This window comes from Halobacteriovorax sp. GB3, from assembly GCF_028649655.1.
In the GTDB taxonomy this organism is placed as follows: domain Bacteria; phylum Bdellovibrionota; class Bacteriovoracia; order Bacteriovoracales; family Bacteriovoracaceae; genus BSW11-IV.
The window spans coordinates 346,473-362,657 of sequence record NZ_JAQSLN010000004.1; the positions used below are offsets into that span (position 1 = coordinate 346,473).

Here is a 16,185-nt window from a genome sequence, read left to right on the forward strand (position 1 = left end):
TTAAGCCTTTATCCTTGGATCAATGATTGAGTTTACAAAATCAATTAAGAAGTAAACCCCCATGTAGATTACTGTTGAATAAAGAATGACTCCTTGTACGATTGGGTAGTCTCTATTTGAAATGGCATCAAATAAGAGAAGTCCCATTCCAGGGATATCAAAGATCGTCTCACTAATCATTGTCCCTGCTAAAACGACAGATAACTGTATTGCGACGATATTTAAAATAGTCGGTAGACATACCTTCATTAATCGAAAAAGGACCGCACGATTACAAAGCCCCTTTGCTTTCAAAACCTGGACCCAAGGCTCACTTCTTTCTTCTAAGAATTTGTTACGACTCACTCTTGAAACAATTGAAGAAAGAGGAAGAACAAGAGTTAAGACGGGAAGGATTGTATGCTTCCACGTCGTCCACTCAGAGACGGGAAGAAGGTTTAATTTTATAGAGAAAATCAAAACAAGTATCGGAGCAAGAGAAAATATTGGAAACGAAAGAGCTAGCAGTGAAAAGATTCTTAAGAAGTTATCAGCTAGTCCTGATTTTCTAAAACCAGCCCATATCCCCATTAATGTTCCTAATGGCGCTGAAATAGATACTGTTAAGAATGCGAGCATAATTGTCGGCCCCATATGTACCTTTAACAACTCGAGGACATCTTTCTTTTTAAATAATGACTGACCTAAATCCCCCTTAACCAATCCACCTAAAAAGGATAGATACTGCTTTAATACGGGAAGATTTAAACCAAGTTGAGTTCTATAGGCTTCAATCTCTTCTAGCGAAGCCTCAGGCCCTAAAATCCTTTCAACAGGATCTCCTGGAGAGAGACGAATAATAAAAAAGATAAGAGTTACTGCTAGAAAGATAGTTAGAAGTGAATATAAAAGTTTTCCTATTTTAGATTCTGTCATTACTCAACCTCAATCATACTTAGTGCTTGAGCTACCCAAAAATACTTTTTAAGTTTTAAATCATCATCAAAGAAATAAAACTGAACATGGTTTTCAGTTTTAAGTGAAAAACGAAAATTTCCATCTTCACTTTTTCCATCATAACTAAATTCGGCATCTTGAAATACACCTTCTGGTATATTCAAATACTGTTCCTGAAAATATGGATAACCATTCCATATGAGCTTAAACTTCATACTCCCATGATTTTTCTTAATCGCTTCACTAAGAAAACCTGAATAACCTAAACATTCAGCGACTTGATTATAAAAACAGAATACATTGCTATTTGTAGGAAAATCATAAGATCGTCTTCCCTTCCACTGTGCTTCTGGAGAATTTAGAATAACTTCTAGTTTTTTCTCCTTAACGTTCACCTTCATTGCACTAACGTATTTTTTACCATCAAACCAAACTTCGTAGTACGAGCTTTCAGGCCTAAAGAGATCCTTTCCCTTCAATTGTCCAAGATTAGATACCAGAATAGACTTTTCTAAAACATTCGCTGTCTTAGTTGAATCACTAAGAAGAACTTTTTTTACAACAAACTTATTACTCTTTTCTTTGTAAAATCTTTTTCGAGTTACATAGAAGTCACCCGACTTGTCTGTAAGTTTGTAATTTACAGCTAGTGAATTTGTTATCTTATCTTTACTGCTCGTCGAGCAAGCAGTAACCAATACGACGAGCCCAAGAGTTAAAAGAAACCTCATTACTGTCCTTCATTTTTAAGGAACATTTCAAATTGCTCTTCTACTTCTAGAATATAGTCAGAGTCATTTAAAAATTGTTCCAGATATTCATTAGATTGAGAGTTTGAAGAGAAATGAACTCCAACCTTTTTCATCGGAGCTTGTGAAGCCCTTGGATTAACATAAGTAACTATGTAGACAATTTCTAAATCATCTAAAAGAATGCTTTCATTATCTTCAACTCTTAAATAGCATTCTTTTGGAAATTTTTGATTGATGAAATTTGAGAATACTTCTTCTTCATTAGCATTAATAAAAAAAGATAATCCATTCTTTGAAAAATCAGTAACTCTGTATTTTAAAACGAGCTCAGATTCTCTATGAAAATCTTTTAAGAATTTTAGATCATCATTTTTATGGGCCTGAAATGAAATAACATTACTGCCCACTTCTTGATCATTCTCAATCTCTAAAAATAATGTATGACCAGGAAAAGTAAGAAGTCTTTCATTTTCACGTTTCTCTGTACGATAGAATTTATCAATCGACTCAATAAGTCCCTTCTCTCGATCTAGTATGCGAATTCTTGAAAAGTAGTGGACCTCATCTAATGAGAAAGACATTAAAAGTGTATCGTCATTTTTAAATGAAAAAGGAATCGTCTCTAAGTTGATTTGATTACCATGAACGAAAGTGAAAAAAGAGGAAGCTCTTGCTTCCTCTTCATTCCATATTTTAACAGATACTTGTTCTTTAATTGCGCGAGCAATTTTCGGTAGGATCTCTGACAAGAGAAATCCTTGAAATTTTACTCCAAGGCTTGAGGCCATATTTTTCTTCCCTGAAAAATGTGTTCTTTAAGAAAGTGTTGTAACTTGCTTTAGTAAGTCCATTGACTCTAAAGACTTTCCACATCCTCTAACTACACAAGTTAATGGGTCTTCAGCTAATGCTACAGGAAGACCTGTTTTCTCTTTGATAAGAATATCTAGGTTAGCAAGTAGTGAACCACCACCAGCTAGAATAATACCGTTATCAACAATATCAGCTGCCAATTCTGGTGGAGTCTTCTCAAGTGAAACCTTAATCGCTTCAACAACTTCAGCAATAGGATCAGAAAGAGCATCTCTGATTTCATCTGAAGTTACTTCGATAATCTTAGGTGCACCAGCAATGAGGTCACGCCCCTTAACTTCAAAAGTTTTTACTTCATCATCAAATGGGTAAGCGTTACCAATAGACATTTTAATTGCTTCAGCAGTTCTTTCACCGATAAGAAGAGAGTACTTCTTTTTAATGTATGAACTAATCGCTTCATCAAATTTATCACCAGCAACTTTTACAGACTGAGAATAAACAATACCACCAAGAGAGATAACAGCAACTTCAGTTGTTCCACCACCGATATCAACAATCATATTTCCTGATGGCTCCGTAATTGGAAGTCCTGCTCCAATTGCAGCGGCCATTGGCTCTTCAATGAGATAAACTTCTCTAGCTCCTGCTTGCTCAGCAGATTCTTTAACAGCTCTTTTCTCAACTTGTGTAATACCGAAAGGAATACAAATAATGATTCTTGGCTTAACAAGTTTTGAACCTGCTAGAGATTTTTGAATAAAATATTTAAGCATCGCTTGAGTAACTTCGAAATCAGCAATAACACCATCTTTCACTGGTCTAATAGCTTTAATTGAACCCGGAGTACGTCCAAGCATATCTTTTGCTTCTTTTCCTACAGCTAAAACTTTACTCGCTCCCTTCACTCCTTCGTGAACAGCAACTACAGAAGGTTCATTAACGATAATTCCTCTGTCTTTAGCATATACGAGACAGTTTGCTGTCCCTAGGTCAATTGCAATGTCGTTTGAAAACCAATCTAAAACTTTTTTAAGCATCAGTTATCCCTTATTTTTTACCAGTGATAGTGTCTAATATTTTCACCGCGCTCAGCGATATCGGCCATGGCTTCGATTCCTAGCTCGATATGAAGGTCAGTGTATTTTCTAAAAACGCTCTTTGCAGATTTCTTCGTTTTGATTCCACCCTTTTTCATAGGGCAATCAGAAATTAGCAGAAGCGCTCCAATGTTAACTTTACTCACAAAACATGAAGTGAATAATGCAGCAGTTTCCATCTCTACAGCAAGAACTCTCTCTTCAATCAATTGTGTTTTAAATCCATCATCAAATTCCCAAAAGCGGTAATCTGTAGAGTGGATAGTTCCCGTTCTATACTCCATTCCGTGCTCAACAAGAATTTGTGAAACAAACTTTTGAACCTTAAATGTTGGTAGCGCCGGAACTTGTTGAGGTAGAAAGTGATTTGAAACACCTTCTGCTCTAATTGAGGCAATAGGTAGAACAAAGTCACCAACTTTCAAAGATGGGTGAACCGCACCGGCAAGTCCAAGGAAAAGAACTGCTTTAGGTTGAACAACAGAGATTAGCTCTCCAATGAGAGCGGCCATCGCTGCACCAACACCAAATTCAATAATCGTAACTTTAGCCTTTTTAGAACTTGAAGCTTTAAAAGCGGAACCTTGTGTATATTTATGGTCATCAAGAAGACCATTAAATCTTTCTAGGTAGTAATGAAAATTTGTAAGAATAATCTGTTGTTGAAAATCTTTAAAATCATGACCAGTGTAACGCTCAAGCATATCAATGGCGATTTTTCTCTTTTCTTCGTTCCAGTGAATTCTTCTCGCTCTTAGTTGAGCTTTCTTTTCTTCAACAGCACTAGCTTGTCTCTTCGTAGCCTTTTTTACACTTTCAATATTTTTTTCAATTGAAGCTTTTAATGACTTCGCCGTAACAGACTTAGGAGCTGCTTCTATTTTTGGAGCAACTTTCTTAATTGTTTTCTTAGCAGTTGCTTTTTTTGTCGTTTTTTTGACGGCCTTCTTTTTAGCAGTTTTCTTCGTCGTTGAAGCTTTTGCTTTCTTAGAAGTTGTGGCCTTTTTCTTTGTAGAAGAAGTTGTCGCTTTTTTCTTGGCCATTTCTCTCACCTTCTTTTGTATTCCCTTACTTATAATCTATAAAATGTACCATTTAGAGGGAATTGTTGACAACTCTTATAAATATTGAAAATACCATTTATTTAGAGTGGATCCTATCGAGAATACCCGTTTCCATCTTTTGGCTTGTCATATCTTAACAAATTGCGTAGTATGGTGCTTCATTGTTAATATAACACATAGCAAAAGGACAACGTTATGGGTATGGGTCGTAAGAAAACAGTTCTTAAAATGAAAAGAAAAAAGAACCAAGCAAAGAAAAAAGCCAGAATTCTTAAAAGAATTCAAGCTGCTAAAAAGTAAAAGCAGTAGCTTTTACTTTTTAGTTTCCTCAACTTTATTTCCCATTTCATCGTAATTATCTTTTAAAACAATTCCATCTACTTTTCCTCTATGCAATTTAAGAGGAACAAGATTTTTCATCCAAACTCCATCTTGCAGAGTCCATTTTCCAGAAATTCCCATTAATTCAGTATTCGAGCGTACAGCATCGTCTAATTCATCTCTAGTCTTAAACGGACCGGCCTTCAGTAGTGTATGTAGAATTCTCAATGAGTCATAGGCCCTAATCTCTACGAGAAGAGGTCTTCTTCCATAGAGTTCTTGAAAGTTTTGACTAAATGTTTCTGGAATCTCAGTTATGTCGTCTCCAACAAAACTTAGCTTCCCAAGCTTATAACTTTCTCTCGAGAGCGTTTTAGATCTCCATGATGGATCTCCAATTAAATTCATCTTAAAGGCATCATAGTAACTAAATGATGGAATGATCTGCAGGGCTTCTCTTGGAAATGCAGGTATAAAAACCCAATCGAAATCTTTTTGCGGTTTTAGAACCTGAATTCGTCTAATCGTCGTATTCTTTTCAAGAGAGTAGATTTCATTAAATGTATCGAATTCTTCCTGTCTTTCTCTTTTAAATTTTAGACCGAGAAGTTTCTGTACAGTTTTACGATGATCAGTAGCCGTTTTATCGTATGAATAGGCTCCATTAACAACAACATTCATCTCCTTAGCTTTTCTCCAAAATTCATCAACGTAGGCTTCTCCACGACTCGATTTTGGATAAATAATCGCAGCTCTCTTTCCAAAGTGCTCCAACATTTCAGTATCAAAAAGTCTATTCACCAGTGATTCAACAGAACCAGGAACCTCTACTAAAAGATGGTCTTTATTAAACTTTGGCGTATAGATTTGCGAAAGAGAAACAAAGAAAACTCCATTCTTTCTCGCTTCAGTGTATTCTTTAAATGCTTCGTCAGAAAATAAACCTCCAACAATAGCAGAAACCTGATGCTTCTCAACAAGTTCTTGAACCTTGTGAGCTCCAACGGCTGCACTTCCATTTGAATCTTCGATGAACAGTGTATAACTGCTAGACGGCGTTTCTTTGAAATATTGCTTAAAAGCATTATCAATTCCAGTCAAAGCTCGACGACCAAAATTTTCTTTCTCACCACTTAAAGGAAGAACAACACCAATATTGAAATGGTTCATCTTAGCAAAGTTTTCTACACGGTTTAAAAATCTTCCCGCTAAAATTTCTAGCTCTTGATATTTCTCAAAGTTATCTTGCATCCATGAGATCAGCTCTTTAGCCTCACTCTTTTTACCTTTATAATAAAGCTTTTCAGCTTCAAGATAAGCAAGGTAGCCAACAAGAAAAATATCTTCACCTTCAAATTTTTCAATAAATCTTAGACGCTCTCTATTTGAGAGACCCATAAAATCAGAAAGTAGTGATTCAAAAAGTGGCTCATTCTTTAACTCAGTTAAACTCTCCTTGTCTTTAATCGACCAAACGAGAGACTCCATGGCCAGACCACTTTGACCTAATTCGAGAGCTGTCTTGTATTTAAGTTTATGAAATTTAATCGCTTCATTTTCTGATAAATTTTTGAAGTCACTAATCACAAGAACTGACATGGCCTTTTCCATGTAACCCATTTTAAAATAAGTGCTCGCAAGATTTAGTTGAACCTGAGAATTTAGCGAAGGATCTAGTCTCGATGTAGAAAGAGCAAGATTGAAGTTATAAATAGCTTGTTCAAAGTTCTCTTTACCAAAAAGAATAACTCCAATTAAGTTTCTCTTCATCGCAACTTCTGCAGGAAGAAGTTCTTGATCATTCATAGCTCTCAATTTAACTAGAGCCGCCTCTGAGTTACCCGATCCAAATTGATCCTTAATAACATTAATTTTTTTCAGAAAGTTCTCAGAATAATAGTCTTTTGAACTTCTTTGATTGAGCATTGAAATCCCACCACAAGAAGTTAGAAAAACAAATGAACAAATAACTAGAGCTTTCACCATCTGTGAAAATGAATACATGCTTACCTCCGCCCAACCATTTTAAATCTCATTGGTCCGTATGTAAAAGCACTAGGTAAAAATATAATTAAACTAATTTAGTCAGATAAAAGGCCCCTTATTCAAGGGGCCTAGTTTTTAGAATTATTGAAATAGATCTTTAACTTTATCAAAGAATCCACGACTCATAGGATTACAATTTTCATGTTCAATCTCAGCAAGCTTTTGAAAGAGCTCTTTCTGCTCTGAACTTAGCTTTGTTGGCGTTTCAACATGAATGTGCAGGATGCAATCACCATTTCCACCGTAGCCACCAAGTCTTTGAATCCCTTTCCCCTTTAATCTCATCTTGCGACCAGATTGAGTACCTGTAGGGATGTTAACGAGAACTTTCCCATCAAGTGTAGGAACTTCAATTTCCGCTCCAAGCGCAGCTTGAGAGAAACTAACTGGGACTGTACAGTGAACATCGAATCCATCTCTTTCAAAGATCTCATGTTCTTCAATTTGAATAACAACATAAAGATCACCATCTGGACCACCTTGTGCTCCAGCATCACCTTCTCCAGAGAGCTTAAGTCTTTGCCCTTCATCAATTCCCGCTGGAATTTTCACTGAAAGCTCTGACTCTTTTCTCGCTCTACCTTCGCCATGACATGTCCCACATGGATCACTAATCGTTTGACCTGAACCATTACACTTTGGACAAGTTGAAGCAACAGTAAAGAATCCTTGCTGTCTTCTCACCTCACCAGCTCCGTGACACATATCACATGAAACCGGCTTAGCACCATCCTTACCACCTGAACCATCACAAGTTCCACACTTGGCAAGTTTGTTAATTTTAATTGTTTTCTCAGCACCAAAAGCAGCTTCTTCAAACGTTACATTAATGGCCATTTGAAGATCATTTCCAGGTCTACCACGGCTACGTTGACGACGACGTCCACGTCCGCCACCCATCATATCGCCAAAGATATCACCAAAAATGTCTCCAAGATCACCAAAGTCACCGCTGAATCCACCACCGCCAAAGCCTCCAGCTTGACCGTCAACACCAGCGTGGCCAAATTGGTCATAACGCTGTTTTTTTCCGTCGTCGAGGAGGACTTCTGCCGCTTCAGAAATCTCTTGAAACTTTGCTTTTGCATCTTCCCCATCATTTCTATCTGGGTGATACTTCATTGCAAGTTTTCTATAGGCTTTTTTAATTTCGTCCTTACCTGCACCTTTTTGTACACCAAGAACTTCATAATAATCTCTTTTACTCATTGCTCGTCTCTTCTAGCAGGAAAGGGGAAGCTTTCTTTAAAGAAAACTTCCCCTCTCTTATTTTTGAAATTTATTCTTAAACTTCTTTAAAATCAGCGTCTACAACATCGTCATCTTTCTTATCAGATGAACCTGCTTGAGCTCCCGCTTGAGCACCGGCATCAGCTCCTGCACCCATATCTGGACCAGGTTGACCACCTTGAGCTTGATACATTTGAGTTGCAACTTTGTGTGAAGCATTTTGAAGGGCTTCGTTTGCAGCTTTAAGCTCATCAAGATTTTCAGAGTTAAGTTTCTCTTTCGCTTCTTTAACGGCATTTTCTAGCTCAGTCTTATCAGCTTCAGAGATCTTATCTCCACCATCTTTAATCATCTTTTCAACACTTAGGATAAGAGCATCAAGTCCGTTTTTCGCATCAACAGTTTCTCTTCTCTTCTTATCTTCTTCAGCGTGCATTTCAGCATCTTTAACCATTTTTTCAATCTCATCTTCAGAAAGACCTGAACCAGCAGTGATCTTAATTTCTTGAGACTGACCAGTTGCCTTATCAATCGCGTTAACGTTTACAATACCGTTAGCGTCGATATCAAAAGTAACTTCAATTTGAGGAACCCCTCTTGGAGCTGGAGCAATACCAGATAGGTCAAAGCGCCCTAGTGTTTTGTTATCATTTGCAAATTCACGCTCACCTTGAAGAACGTGGATTGTAACCGCTGGTTGATTATCAACAGCTGTTGAGAAAGTTTGCGATTTCTTAGTTGGAATCGTAGTGTTTTTCTCGATAAGTTTCGTCATAACTCCACCAAGAGTCTCGATACCAAGAGAAAGTGGAGTAACGTCTAGAAGAAGAACATCTTTAACATCACCAGCAAGAACACCACCTTGAATAGCAGCACCAGCAGCAACAACTTCATCAGGGTTAACACCTTTAGAAGCTTCTTTACCAAAGATTTCTTTTACTCTTTCTTGAACAGCAGGAATTCTTGTCGATCCACCAACTAGGATAACTTCATCAATTTCAGACTTAGCAAGTCCAGAGTCTTCAAGACAAGTTAGACATGGTCTAGCAAGTGCTTCAAGATCTTTAGAAATTAGGCTTTCAAACTTAGCTCTTGAAAGTTGTAGGTTAAGGTGTTTTGGTCCAGAAGCATCAGCAGTGATGAATGGAAGGTTAACATCTGTACTTTGAACGTTTGAAAGTTCGTGCTTCGCCTTCTCAGCTGCTTCTTTAAGTCTTTGAAGGGCCATTTGATCTTTTCTTAGATCGATTCCTTCTTGCTTTTGAAATTCTTCAGCAAGGAAGTTGATAATATCTTCGTCAAAGTTTTCACCACCAAGGAAAGTGTCTCCGTTTGTCGCTTTTACTTCAAATACACCGTCAGAAGTGATTTCAAGAATTGAAATATCGAAAGTACCACCACCAAGGTCAAATACCGCGATATTCTTATCTTGCTTAGACTCAAGTCCGTAAGCAAGAGCAGCAGCAGTTGGCTCGTTGATAATACGCTTAACTTCTAGACCTGCAATTTTACCAGCGTCTTTAGTCGCTTGTCTTTGAGCATCGTTAAAGTAAGCAGGAACAGTAATTACAGCTTCAGTAACTGTCTCACCTAGGTAATCTTCAGCAGCTTTCTTCAGTTTTTGAAGAACTTTTGCAGAAATTTCTTGTGGAGCCATTTCGTTTCCATCAACTTTTACCCACGCATCACCATTCTTATTAGCAAAAATTTCAAATGGAGCTACATCAGAGAATTTCTTCGCTTCTGGAGTTGCAAACTTACGTCCGATAAGTCTTTTAATCCCGTAAAGTGTTTTTGAAGGGTTCGTTACAGCTTGTCTTTTTGCAACTTGACCAACAAGAGTTTCTCCATTGCTAGCAAAACCAATAACAGATGGTGTTGTGTTGTGCCCTTCTGCGTTTGGTACGATTTTGTACTTTCCATTCTCAAGAACTGATACACAAGAGTTTGTTGTTCCTAAGTCGATTCCAATAATTTTTCCCATTTTGTACTCCTTAAAATATTAATCTAAATTAGTTTTTTACTACGACAACTTTTGAGGCCCTAAGCACTCGTCCGTTTAATTTATAACCTTTTTGGTATTCAACGATCACTTCTTCATCCTCTTTTCCTTCTGCAGGTTGCTGAGCAAGTGCTTCGTGGAAGTTTGGATCAAATTTCTTACCTAAGGCCTCAATTTGCTCAAGTCCATTATCAATTAGGACATCAACAAACTGCTTCTTAACCATATCAACGCCAACGTAGATGTTCTTTACTTTCTCATCTTCGTCATTTTCAATTGCTTGCATCGTTCTCTCGAGATTATCCACAACCTCGATAAGTGACGAAAGAACTTTTTCATTTCCAAACTTAAGAAGCTGAGATTTTTCTCTCTCAAAACGCTTTCTCATGTTTTCCATTTCTGCAGCAACATAGAAGAATTTTGCTTTATAATCTTCTTCTGCCGATTTAAGTTCCTCTACATTATCTTCAGCTTTTACTTCTTCGCCAGCTTCCTGTTCAACTTCTTCCGTTGATTCAGCTCCAGCTTCTACTTTTGTCTCTTCCGGCTGAACATCGTTCTGTGTTTCACTCATTTCTAAACCTCATTATTAACAATCAATTGATTACCCTCTTAAGATGGTTTCACTTGGCCCACTGTCAATGCTAAGAATAAAAAAAAGTTTTAAGAATTTATAAGTATCTGTAATTAAAAGCTTGGATCTAAAAGAAAGACCTCATCCAACAAACTATCTAGAATTAAATAACCTTTTGAACTTAGAGTGATTCGATCATTGTTATTGATATCTAGAAGGCCCTTGGCCTCCCATTCAAGCGCTTTGTTTTTCACTTTCAAAAGTACATCATCATTAAAAAAATGAGAGAGGTTTACACCTTCATTTGTGCGCAGGGCCATGTAAAAGTTTTCTAATTTTCTCTCTGACTCGTTTAAACTCTCAACAATATAATTTGGTCCAGACGTTTTCCATTTATACCGTATACCGGCCTCTCCCAAATATCCCGTTGCCGATGGACCAAGGGCCATGACTGTTGAAGATTTCCAATAATTTAAATTATGACGAGACTCTCGACCTTTATAAGCAAAATTGCTTACTTCATAGTGCAAAAAGCCCTTATCTTTGAGGTAACGACTAACTTTGAGATATTCATCTTCAATCCACTCATCATCAGGAAGCTTATCTTTGTAAGGATAGCCTCCTTTCACTGTTAGAATATAAAGCGAAATATGACTTGGGCCATATTTTAATATCTCTTCTAGTTCAGCAATGACATCTCTTTTCATCTCCTTAGAAAGAGGAAGCCCCAGCATAAAATCTACTGAAAAATTAAACTGATTTTCACCAAAGAAAGTTAGCGTATCGTGAACATCTTGAAGTGAATGAACCCTGTCGAGAACCTTCAAAAAGTCAGATCGAAGAGACTGAATACCAAGTGAGAATCGGTTGATTCCAAACTCCTGCCAACGCTTTAAACCTTGCTCTGTCCACGTTCCAGGATTAACTTCTAATGTAAATTCCCCATCAGGATCGAGCTTTAGGCCCTTCTCTTTGAAGAAGTTCTCTAAGAAGTTGACTCCATCAGTATCCCAAAGCGAAGGTGTCCCTCCACCAAAATAGAGAGTTTTAAGTGGAGACAATTGATAGGCCTCTCTACTCAATAATTCTTCATGTTTAATCCATGAATCTTCCAAGAATTGGTGAAAAGATGACAATTCTTGCCCACGGTTTTGCGGGACTTTTTTATAAAAGTCGCAGTAATTGCACAAATGCCGGCAAAACGGGAAATGAATATAGAGTGAATCAGCGTTATATCTTTCCATCATTACTTTTTCATTAGAGTTACGTTATCCTATACCTCAGAATAGAAATAAAAAATAGAGGATCTATGAATTTTGAGAAAACTAGACTAGCTAATGGACTAGAAACAATATTTATCAACTCACCTGGTTCAACTTCGGCAACGGTGCAAATTTGGTTTAGGGCCGGTAGTGCTTTAGAAGAAAAATCAAACGAAGGTATTGCTCACTTTTTAGAGCATATGTTTTTCAAGGGAACCCAGACAAGGCCTGGAGCTGCTATTGCTCACGAGGTAGAGTCATTTGGTGGTGAAATCAATGCTTTTACTTCATTTGATTTCACTTGTTACTACATCAATACTCCTAGCTCACACCTCATGCAAACAACTGATATTTTAATGGACATGGTTTCTAATCCAATGTTCCTACACGATGATATCGTTCCAGAGAGAGGTGTTGTTTTCGAAGAGTATAGAAGATCACAAGATAACCCGAATCAATTTGCGTTTCAAAAGATTCAAAAGTCTTGCTTCACTGGTGGTTATGCTCATGCAATTCTAGGTAGAGAAGATACCATCAAAAACTTTAGCCAAGAACAACTCAAAGACTTCAGAACAAAGTTTTATAATACAAATAATGCTTTCCTTGTCATCGCAGGAGATCTTTCACAAAAAGAAGAGATCATCAAAAAAGTAGAAAGCTTCACAATGCCAGAAGGCGAGTTTTCAAACTTCCCTAATTTTACACTGAAAAAGAAAGCAGCTCTTGATGTTCATCAAAAAGATGTTCGAATGATGACGATGACTCTTTCTACTCAAGCTCCTGAATATGATCACAGAGATGCTGCGGCAGAAGATCTCGCCTACAACACTCTTGGTCACGGAGAAACTTCGAGACTTTATAAGAACCTCATTCTTAAAGGAACTCTCGCCAACTCTTGTGCGAGTTCAACAATGTTTATGGCAAAAGGTGGAATTCATCTTCTTAGAGTTTCATTTCCAGAAGAAAACTTCTCAAAAGTTCTCTCTCAATTAACTAAAGTCTTTAAAGAACTTTCTGATAAAGGATTTTCTAAAGAAGAGATTCAAAAAATTAAAAACCAATATGTAGCTTCTAAACTATATGACAAAGAATCACTTGATTCTTTTACATTTTCTATGAGTTCAACTTATGCTCAAACAGGTGATTTAAATAGTGAGGAAGATTTCCTTGCCCAAATAAAAAAGACATCAGTAAATGGAGTTAACGAGGCCATAAAAAATATCCTCTCTCGCCCATTTCACATTTCGATGCAAACTCCAAAGCATCTCAAACAAGCAGACGTAAAAAAGACTCTCGCCAAATTTCAAAAGGATCTTGAAACAATTAGTCCTAGAAAACTAAAAGAGAAGTCAAAGCTCAAAATAGATAAATCTAAATACGATGAACAAGTTAAAGTTGTTACTCTAAAAGAAGGAATTAAACTTCTCTATCGTTACAATCCAATGACTCCAACATTTGTTTTTCATGGCTACCTCAAAGGTGGTCTCACAGAAGAGTCTAAAAAGAACAATGGGATTCACCATCTACTTTCTGGAACAATTGCTAAGGCCTACAAAGGAAAGACTTATCCTAAGTTAAAGCAAATCCTAGAAGATAATTCCGCAAGCCTTTCTGGTTTTTCAGGAAAGAATGCATACGGAATGACAATGCATGGTCAAACTGAACATATTGAAGAACTTCTCACGCACTTCCTTGGTTGTTTCATTACTCCAAGTTTTCCTAATAATTTAATTAATCAGGAAAAGAAAATCACTCTCCGTGGAATTGAAAGTCAAAAAGAAGATCCTATTAGACATTGTTTTAGAGCATTCAGTACAAATATCTTTAATGGACATCCCTACTCTTTCAATATGAATGGAACAGAGGATACGGTTAAAAAGATAAAGCGTGAAGACATCATTAAGCTTCACAATAACAACATCAAGAAGAAGGAAATTCTCTTCACATATTGTGGAGATCTCTCTCTTGAAGAAGTTATCAATCTTGTTACTCCAAGAATTAAAGACCTTAAAAAGAGAACGACAAAAAAGCTTCAAAAGAAAAGTTATAAGTCGATCTCTAAACACGTCTACATTCCATTTGATAGAGAACAAACTCAAATCTTCTACGGAGTTCCAAGTGGAGATTTAAACTCAAAAGAGAATACGATTTTTAAGATGTTAACGAGTCACCTTTCTGGTCAATCTTCTGAGCTATTTGTTGAAGTTCGCGATAGACAAGGTCTTTGTTATACAGCTCAACCTCTTCACTTCAACGCGCTCGAAGGTGGATACTGGGGAATTTATATGGCCAGCGGCCACGATAAAATAACTCCGGCCTTCAAGGCCATTCAAGATATTATCGCTAAAATTCGCGACAATGGATTATCAGAAGAAGAATTTAATAGAATTAAAGTTATGATCGAAGGTCAAAATCTCATCAATGTCCAAACAAATGAAGATTATGCCAATGTGTATGCTGTCCCTACTCTGCAAGGCATGGGTGTCGACTACTATCACAAATCGAATAAAGCGATTAACGATCTAAGTTACGAAGACTTCCAAAAGCAAATTAAAAAAGTTCTCTCAAGAAAGTGGACTTCAGTTGTTGTTGGACGCTCTGATAAATAGCTTCAATATAAGGTCTTGATTTCTTTTGAGATCAAGACCTTCATTTTTATAATTATGAGGCCTTAAGGTTCTTCGTTATAAGAAATGAAAAATCTTCTTTGCTATGTGTGTGATTTTTCTTCTGCACAATCCTTATTAAATTCGTAAGTGTTTCAAATTGATAGGAAAGAGTATGGTAAAACTCATCGATATCATAAAAGCTTGGAACCATTGAATTTAAGCGCTTGTAGGCCTGTCTCCCAACATCATGATAGTAACTTAAATTTAAAATCTTCTCATTAACAGAATCAGAGAAGTAACCACATAGAATTAAAGAAGTATCTCCAACATCTTGCAAAACCTTCTTCGCCTGCGTTCTCGACATCTCTCCTGTTTCTAATAATTTAAGACCTAATGTTTTTTCTCTAACCTTGCCTTCGACTATCTCAAAGTATTCATGAGCATGGGCATAGCGATCCATGACAAGACTTGAATAATAGATAGTTTCATTGGGTAGTGGTCGAGATGACTTTTGATTTACGCCTTGAAGCTCGTCAAAGAAAAATGACTGAAGGCTTGATTCTAGAATAATTTCCGATGCTTTACTCTCGGTACTCACGCAACCCCCTTCGGTGTTCTAAATATAGTTTATCAAACGGCGAAAAAGTTTCCAAAGGGGTCTCTTTTTTCCGCGTTTATATGCTATAAGAGGGCTGAAATACGATATCATAGAAGAAGGCCCTATATCACTTGTGGCCACTTTAAGAGGTAATTCCTTGGCATACGAAATAAACTTCACACTAAAAACAACTGTTCCAAATTTCAGCGAAATTGAAATCATTCATCCAAGCGCGGAATGTTTTCTTTTTGATATGGATGGAACTCTAATAGACACAGAAAAATATCATGCCGAAGCTATCGTAAAGACAATTCAAGAATTAGAAAATAATTTTGATTATTCCAAGTGCGGAATTACGAAACGTTTTTTAGGAATGCCAGACAATACTGTATTTGAAACACTTAAAATTGAAGATGGCCTTTTTAGAAATATTTCTTTTGACGAATTCGTTGAAAGTAAAAATAAGAGTCTTGTTCTCACTCTTAAAGAAGAAAGTCTACACGGTGTTGTTGCCAAAGGAATCGTTGAACTTCTTCAAGAGTTAAAATCTAAAAATAAAAAGATTGGTCTCGTTACGGCCAGTGAAAAATCAATTACCGAAGTTTCTCTTGAGCAATCAGGACTTCTCCCTTTCTTTGAAATCATTGTTACAAGAAACGATAGTGAAAAGAGCAAACCTCATGCTGATCCCTATCTTCTTGGAATGAATCTCCTAGGCGCTAATCCATCGCAGACAATCGTTTTTGAAGATTCATTTAACGGTATGAGTGCTGCTCATTGTGCTCGTGTTAGTGGGATAATTAAAGCCTCTTGGTTTTAACCTTCAAAGCATTGAAAACACATTACTGAATGAACTCCTGCTTTTACACATAAGAGTA

At 36.8% G+C, this 16,185-nt stretch carries 13 protein-coding genes; 2 read left to right on the forward strand and 11 right to left on the reverse strand.

The annotated features are described in order from the left end of the window. The 10 genes from HBN50_RS15190 to HBN50_RS15235 all read right to left on the reverse strand — a co-directional run bounded on the left by HBN50_RS15190 (position 1) and on the right by HBN50_RS15235 (position 12,085). On the reverse strand, positions 1–915 hold the full coding sequence (locus HBN50_RS15190) for an ABC transporter permease (RefSeq protein ID WP_273871432.1): 915 nt from the start codon (positions 913–915) through the stop codon (positions 1–3). Further along, positions 915–1,667, reverse strand: coding sequence for a hypothetical protein (locus tag HBN50_RS15195; protein ID WP_273871434.1), 753 nt, complete (start codon positions 1,665–1,667; stop codon positions 915–917). Before HBN50_RS15195 ends, HBN50_RS15190 begins: the two co-directional genes overlap by 1 nt. Then, positions 1,667–2,476, reverse strand: coding sequence for a hypothetical protein (locus HBN50_RS15200; RefSeq protein ID WP_273871436.1), 810 nt, complete (start codon positions 2,474–2,476; stop codon positions 1,667–1,669). The genes HBN50_RS15195 and HBN50_RS15200 overlap by 1 nt, the downstream gene beginning before the upstream one ends. A 27-nt stretch (positions 2,477–2,503) precedes the next feature. Beyond that, the gene (locus tag HBN50_RS15205; RefSeq protein ID WP_273871437.1) at positions 2,504–3,541 is read right to left on the reverse strand and encodes a rod shape-determining protein; all 1,038 of its coding nucleotides are present in this window, start codon (positions 3,539–3,541) and stop codon (positions 2,504–2,506) included. Between the two features lie 17 nt (positions 3,542–3,558). Then, complete coding sequence (locus tag HBN50_RS15210; RefSeq protein ID WP_273871438.1) at positions 3,559–4,644, reverse strand: AMP nucleosidase; 1,086 nt, start codon at positions 4,642–4,644, stop codon at positions 3,559–3,561. Positions 4,645–4,977: 333 nt separating this feature from the next. Next, the gene (locus tag HBN50_RS15215; RefSeq protein ID WP_273871439.1) at positions 4,978–6,990 is read right to left on the reverse strand and encodes an ABC transporter substrate-binding protein; all 2,013 of its coding nucleotides are present in this window, start codon (positions 6,988–6,990) and stop codon (positions 4,978–4,980) included. Between the two features lie 123 nt (positions 6,991–7,113). Then, complete coding sequence (gene dnaJ / locus HBN50_RS15220) at positions 7,114–8,241, reverse strand: molecular chaperone DnaJ (RefSeq protein ID WP_273871441.1); 1,128 nt, start codon at positions 8,239–8,241, stop codon at positions 7,114–7,116. A 76-nt stretch (positions 8,242–8,317) separates the two neighbouring features. Then, positions 8,318–10,246 (reverse strand): molecular chaperone DnaK, encoded by a 1,929-nt coding sequence (gene dnaK, locus HBN50_RS15225; protein ID WP_273871443.1) that lies wholly within the window; start codon positions 10,244–10,246, stop codon positions 8,318–8,320. A 28-nt stretch (positions 10,247–10,274) separates the two neighbouring features. Then, complete coding sequence (gene grpE / locus HBN50_RS15230; protein ID WP_273871444.1) at positions 10,275–10,838, reverse strand: nucleotide exchange factor GrpE; 564 nt, start codon at positions 10,836–10,838, stop codon at positions 10,275–10,277. Between the two features lie 113 nt (positions 10,839–10,951). Further along, the gene (locus HBN50_RS15235; RefSeq protein WP_273871446.1) at positions 10,952–12,085 is read right to left on the reverse strand and encodes a coproporphyrinogen-III oxidase family protein; all 1,134 of its coding nucleotides are present in this window, start codon (positions 12,083–12,085) and stop codon (positions 10,952–10,954) included. Between the two features lie 62 nt (positions 12,086–12,147). Between HBN50_RS15235 and HBN50_RS15240 the strand changes: the two genes are divergently transcribed. Then, positions 12,148–14,709, forward strand: coding sequence for a M16 family metallopeptidase (locus HBN50_RS15240; protein WP_273871447.1), 2,562 nt, complete (start codon positions 12,148–12,150; stop codon positions 14,707–14,709). A gap of 52 nt (positions 14,710–14,761) precedes the next feature. Here HBN50_RS15240 and HBN50_RS15245 read toward each other — a convergent pair whose 3' ends face one another. Continuing rightward, positions 14,762–15,307 carry a hypothetical protein gene (locus HBN50_RS15245; protein ID WP_273871448.1) on the reverse strand — a complete coding sequence of 182 codons (546 nt, stop codon included), beginning with the start codon at positions 15,305–15,307 and terminating at the stop codon, positions 14,762–14,764. Positions 15,308–15,464: 157 nt separating this feature from the next. Between HBN50_RS15245 and HBN50_RS15250 the strand changes: the two genes are divergently transcribed. After that, positions 15,465–16,127, forward strand: coding sequence for an HAD family hydrolase (locus tag HBN50_RS15250; RefSeq protein ID WP_273871450.1), 663 nt, complete (start codon positions 15,465–15,467; stop codon positions 16,125–16,127). The last annotated feature ends 58 nt before the right edge of the window (positions 16,128–16,185 follow it).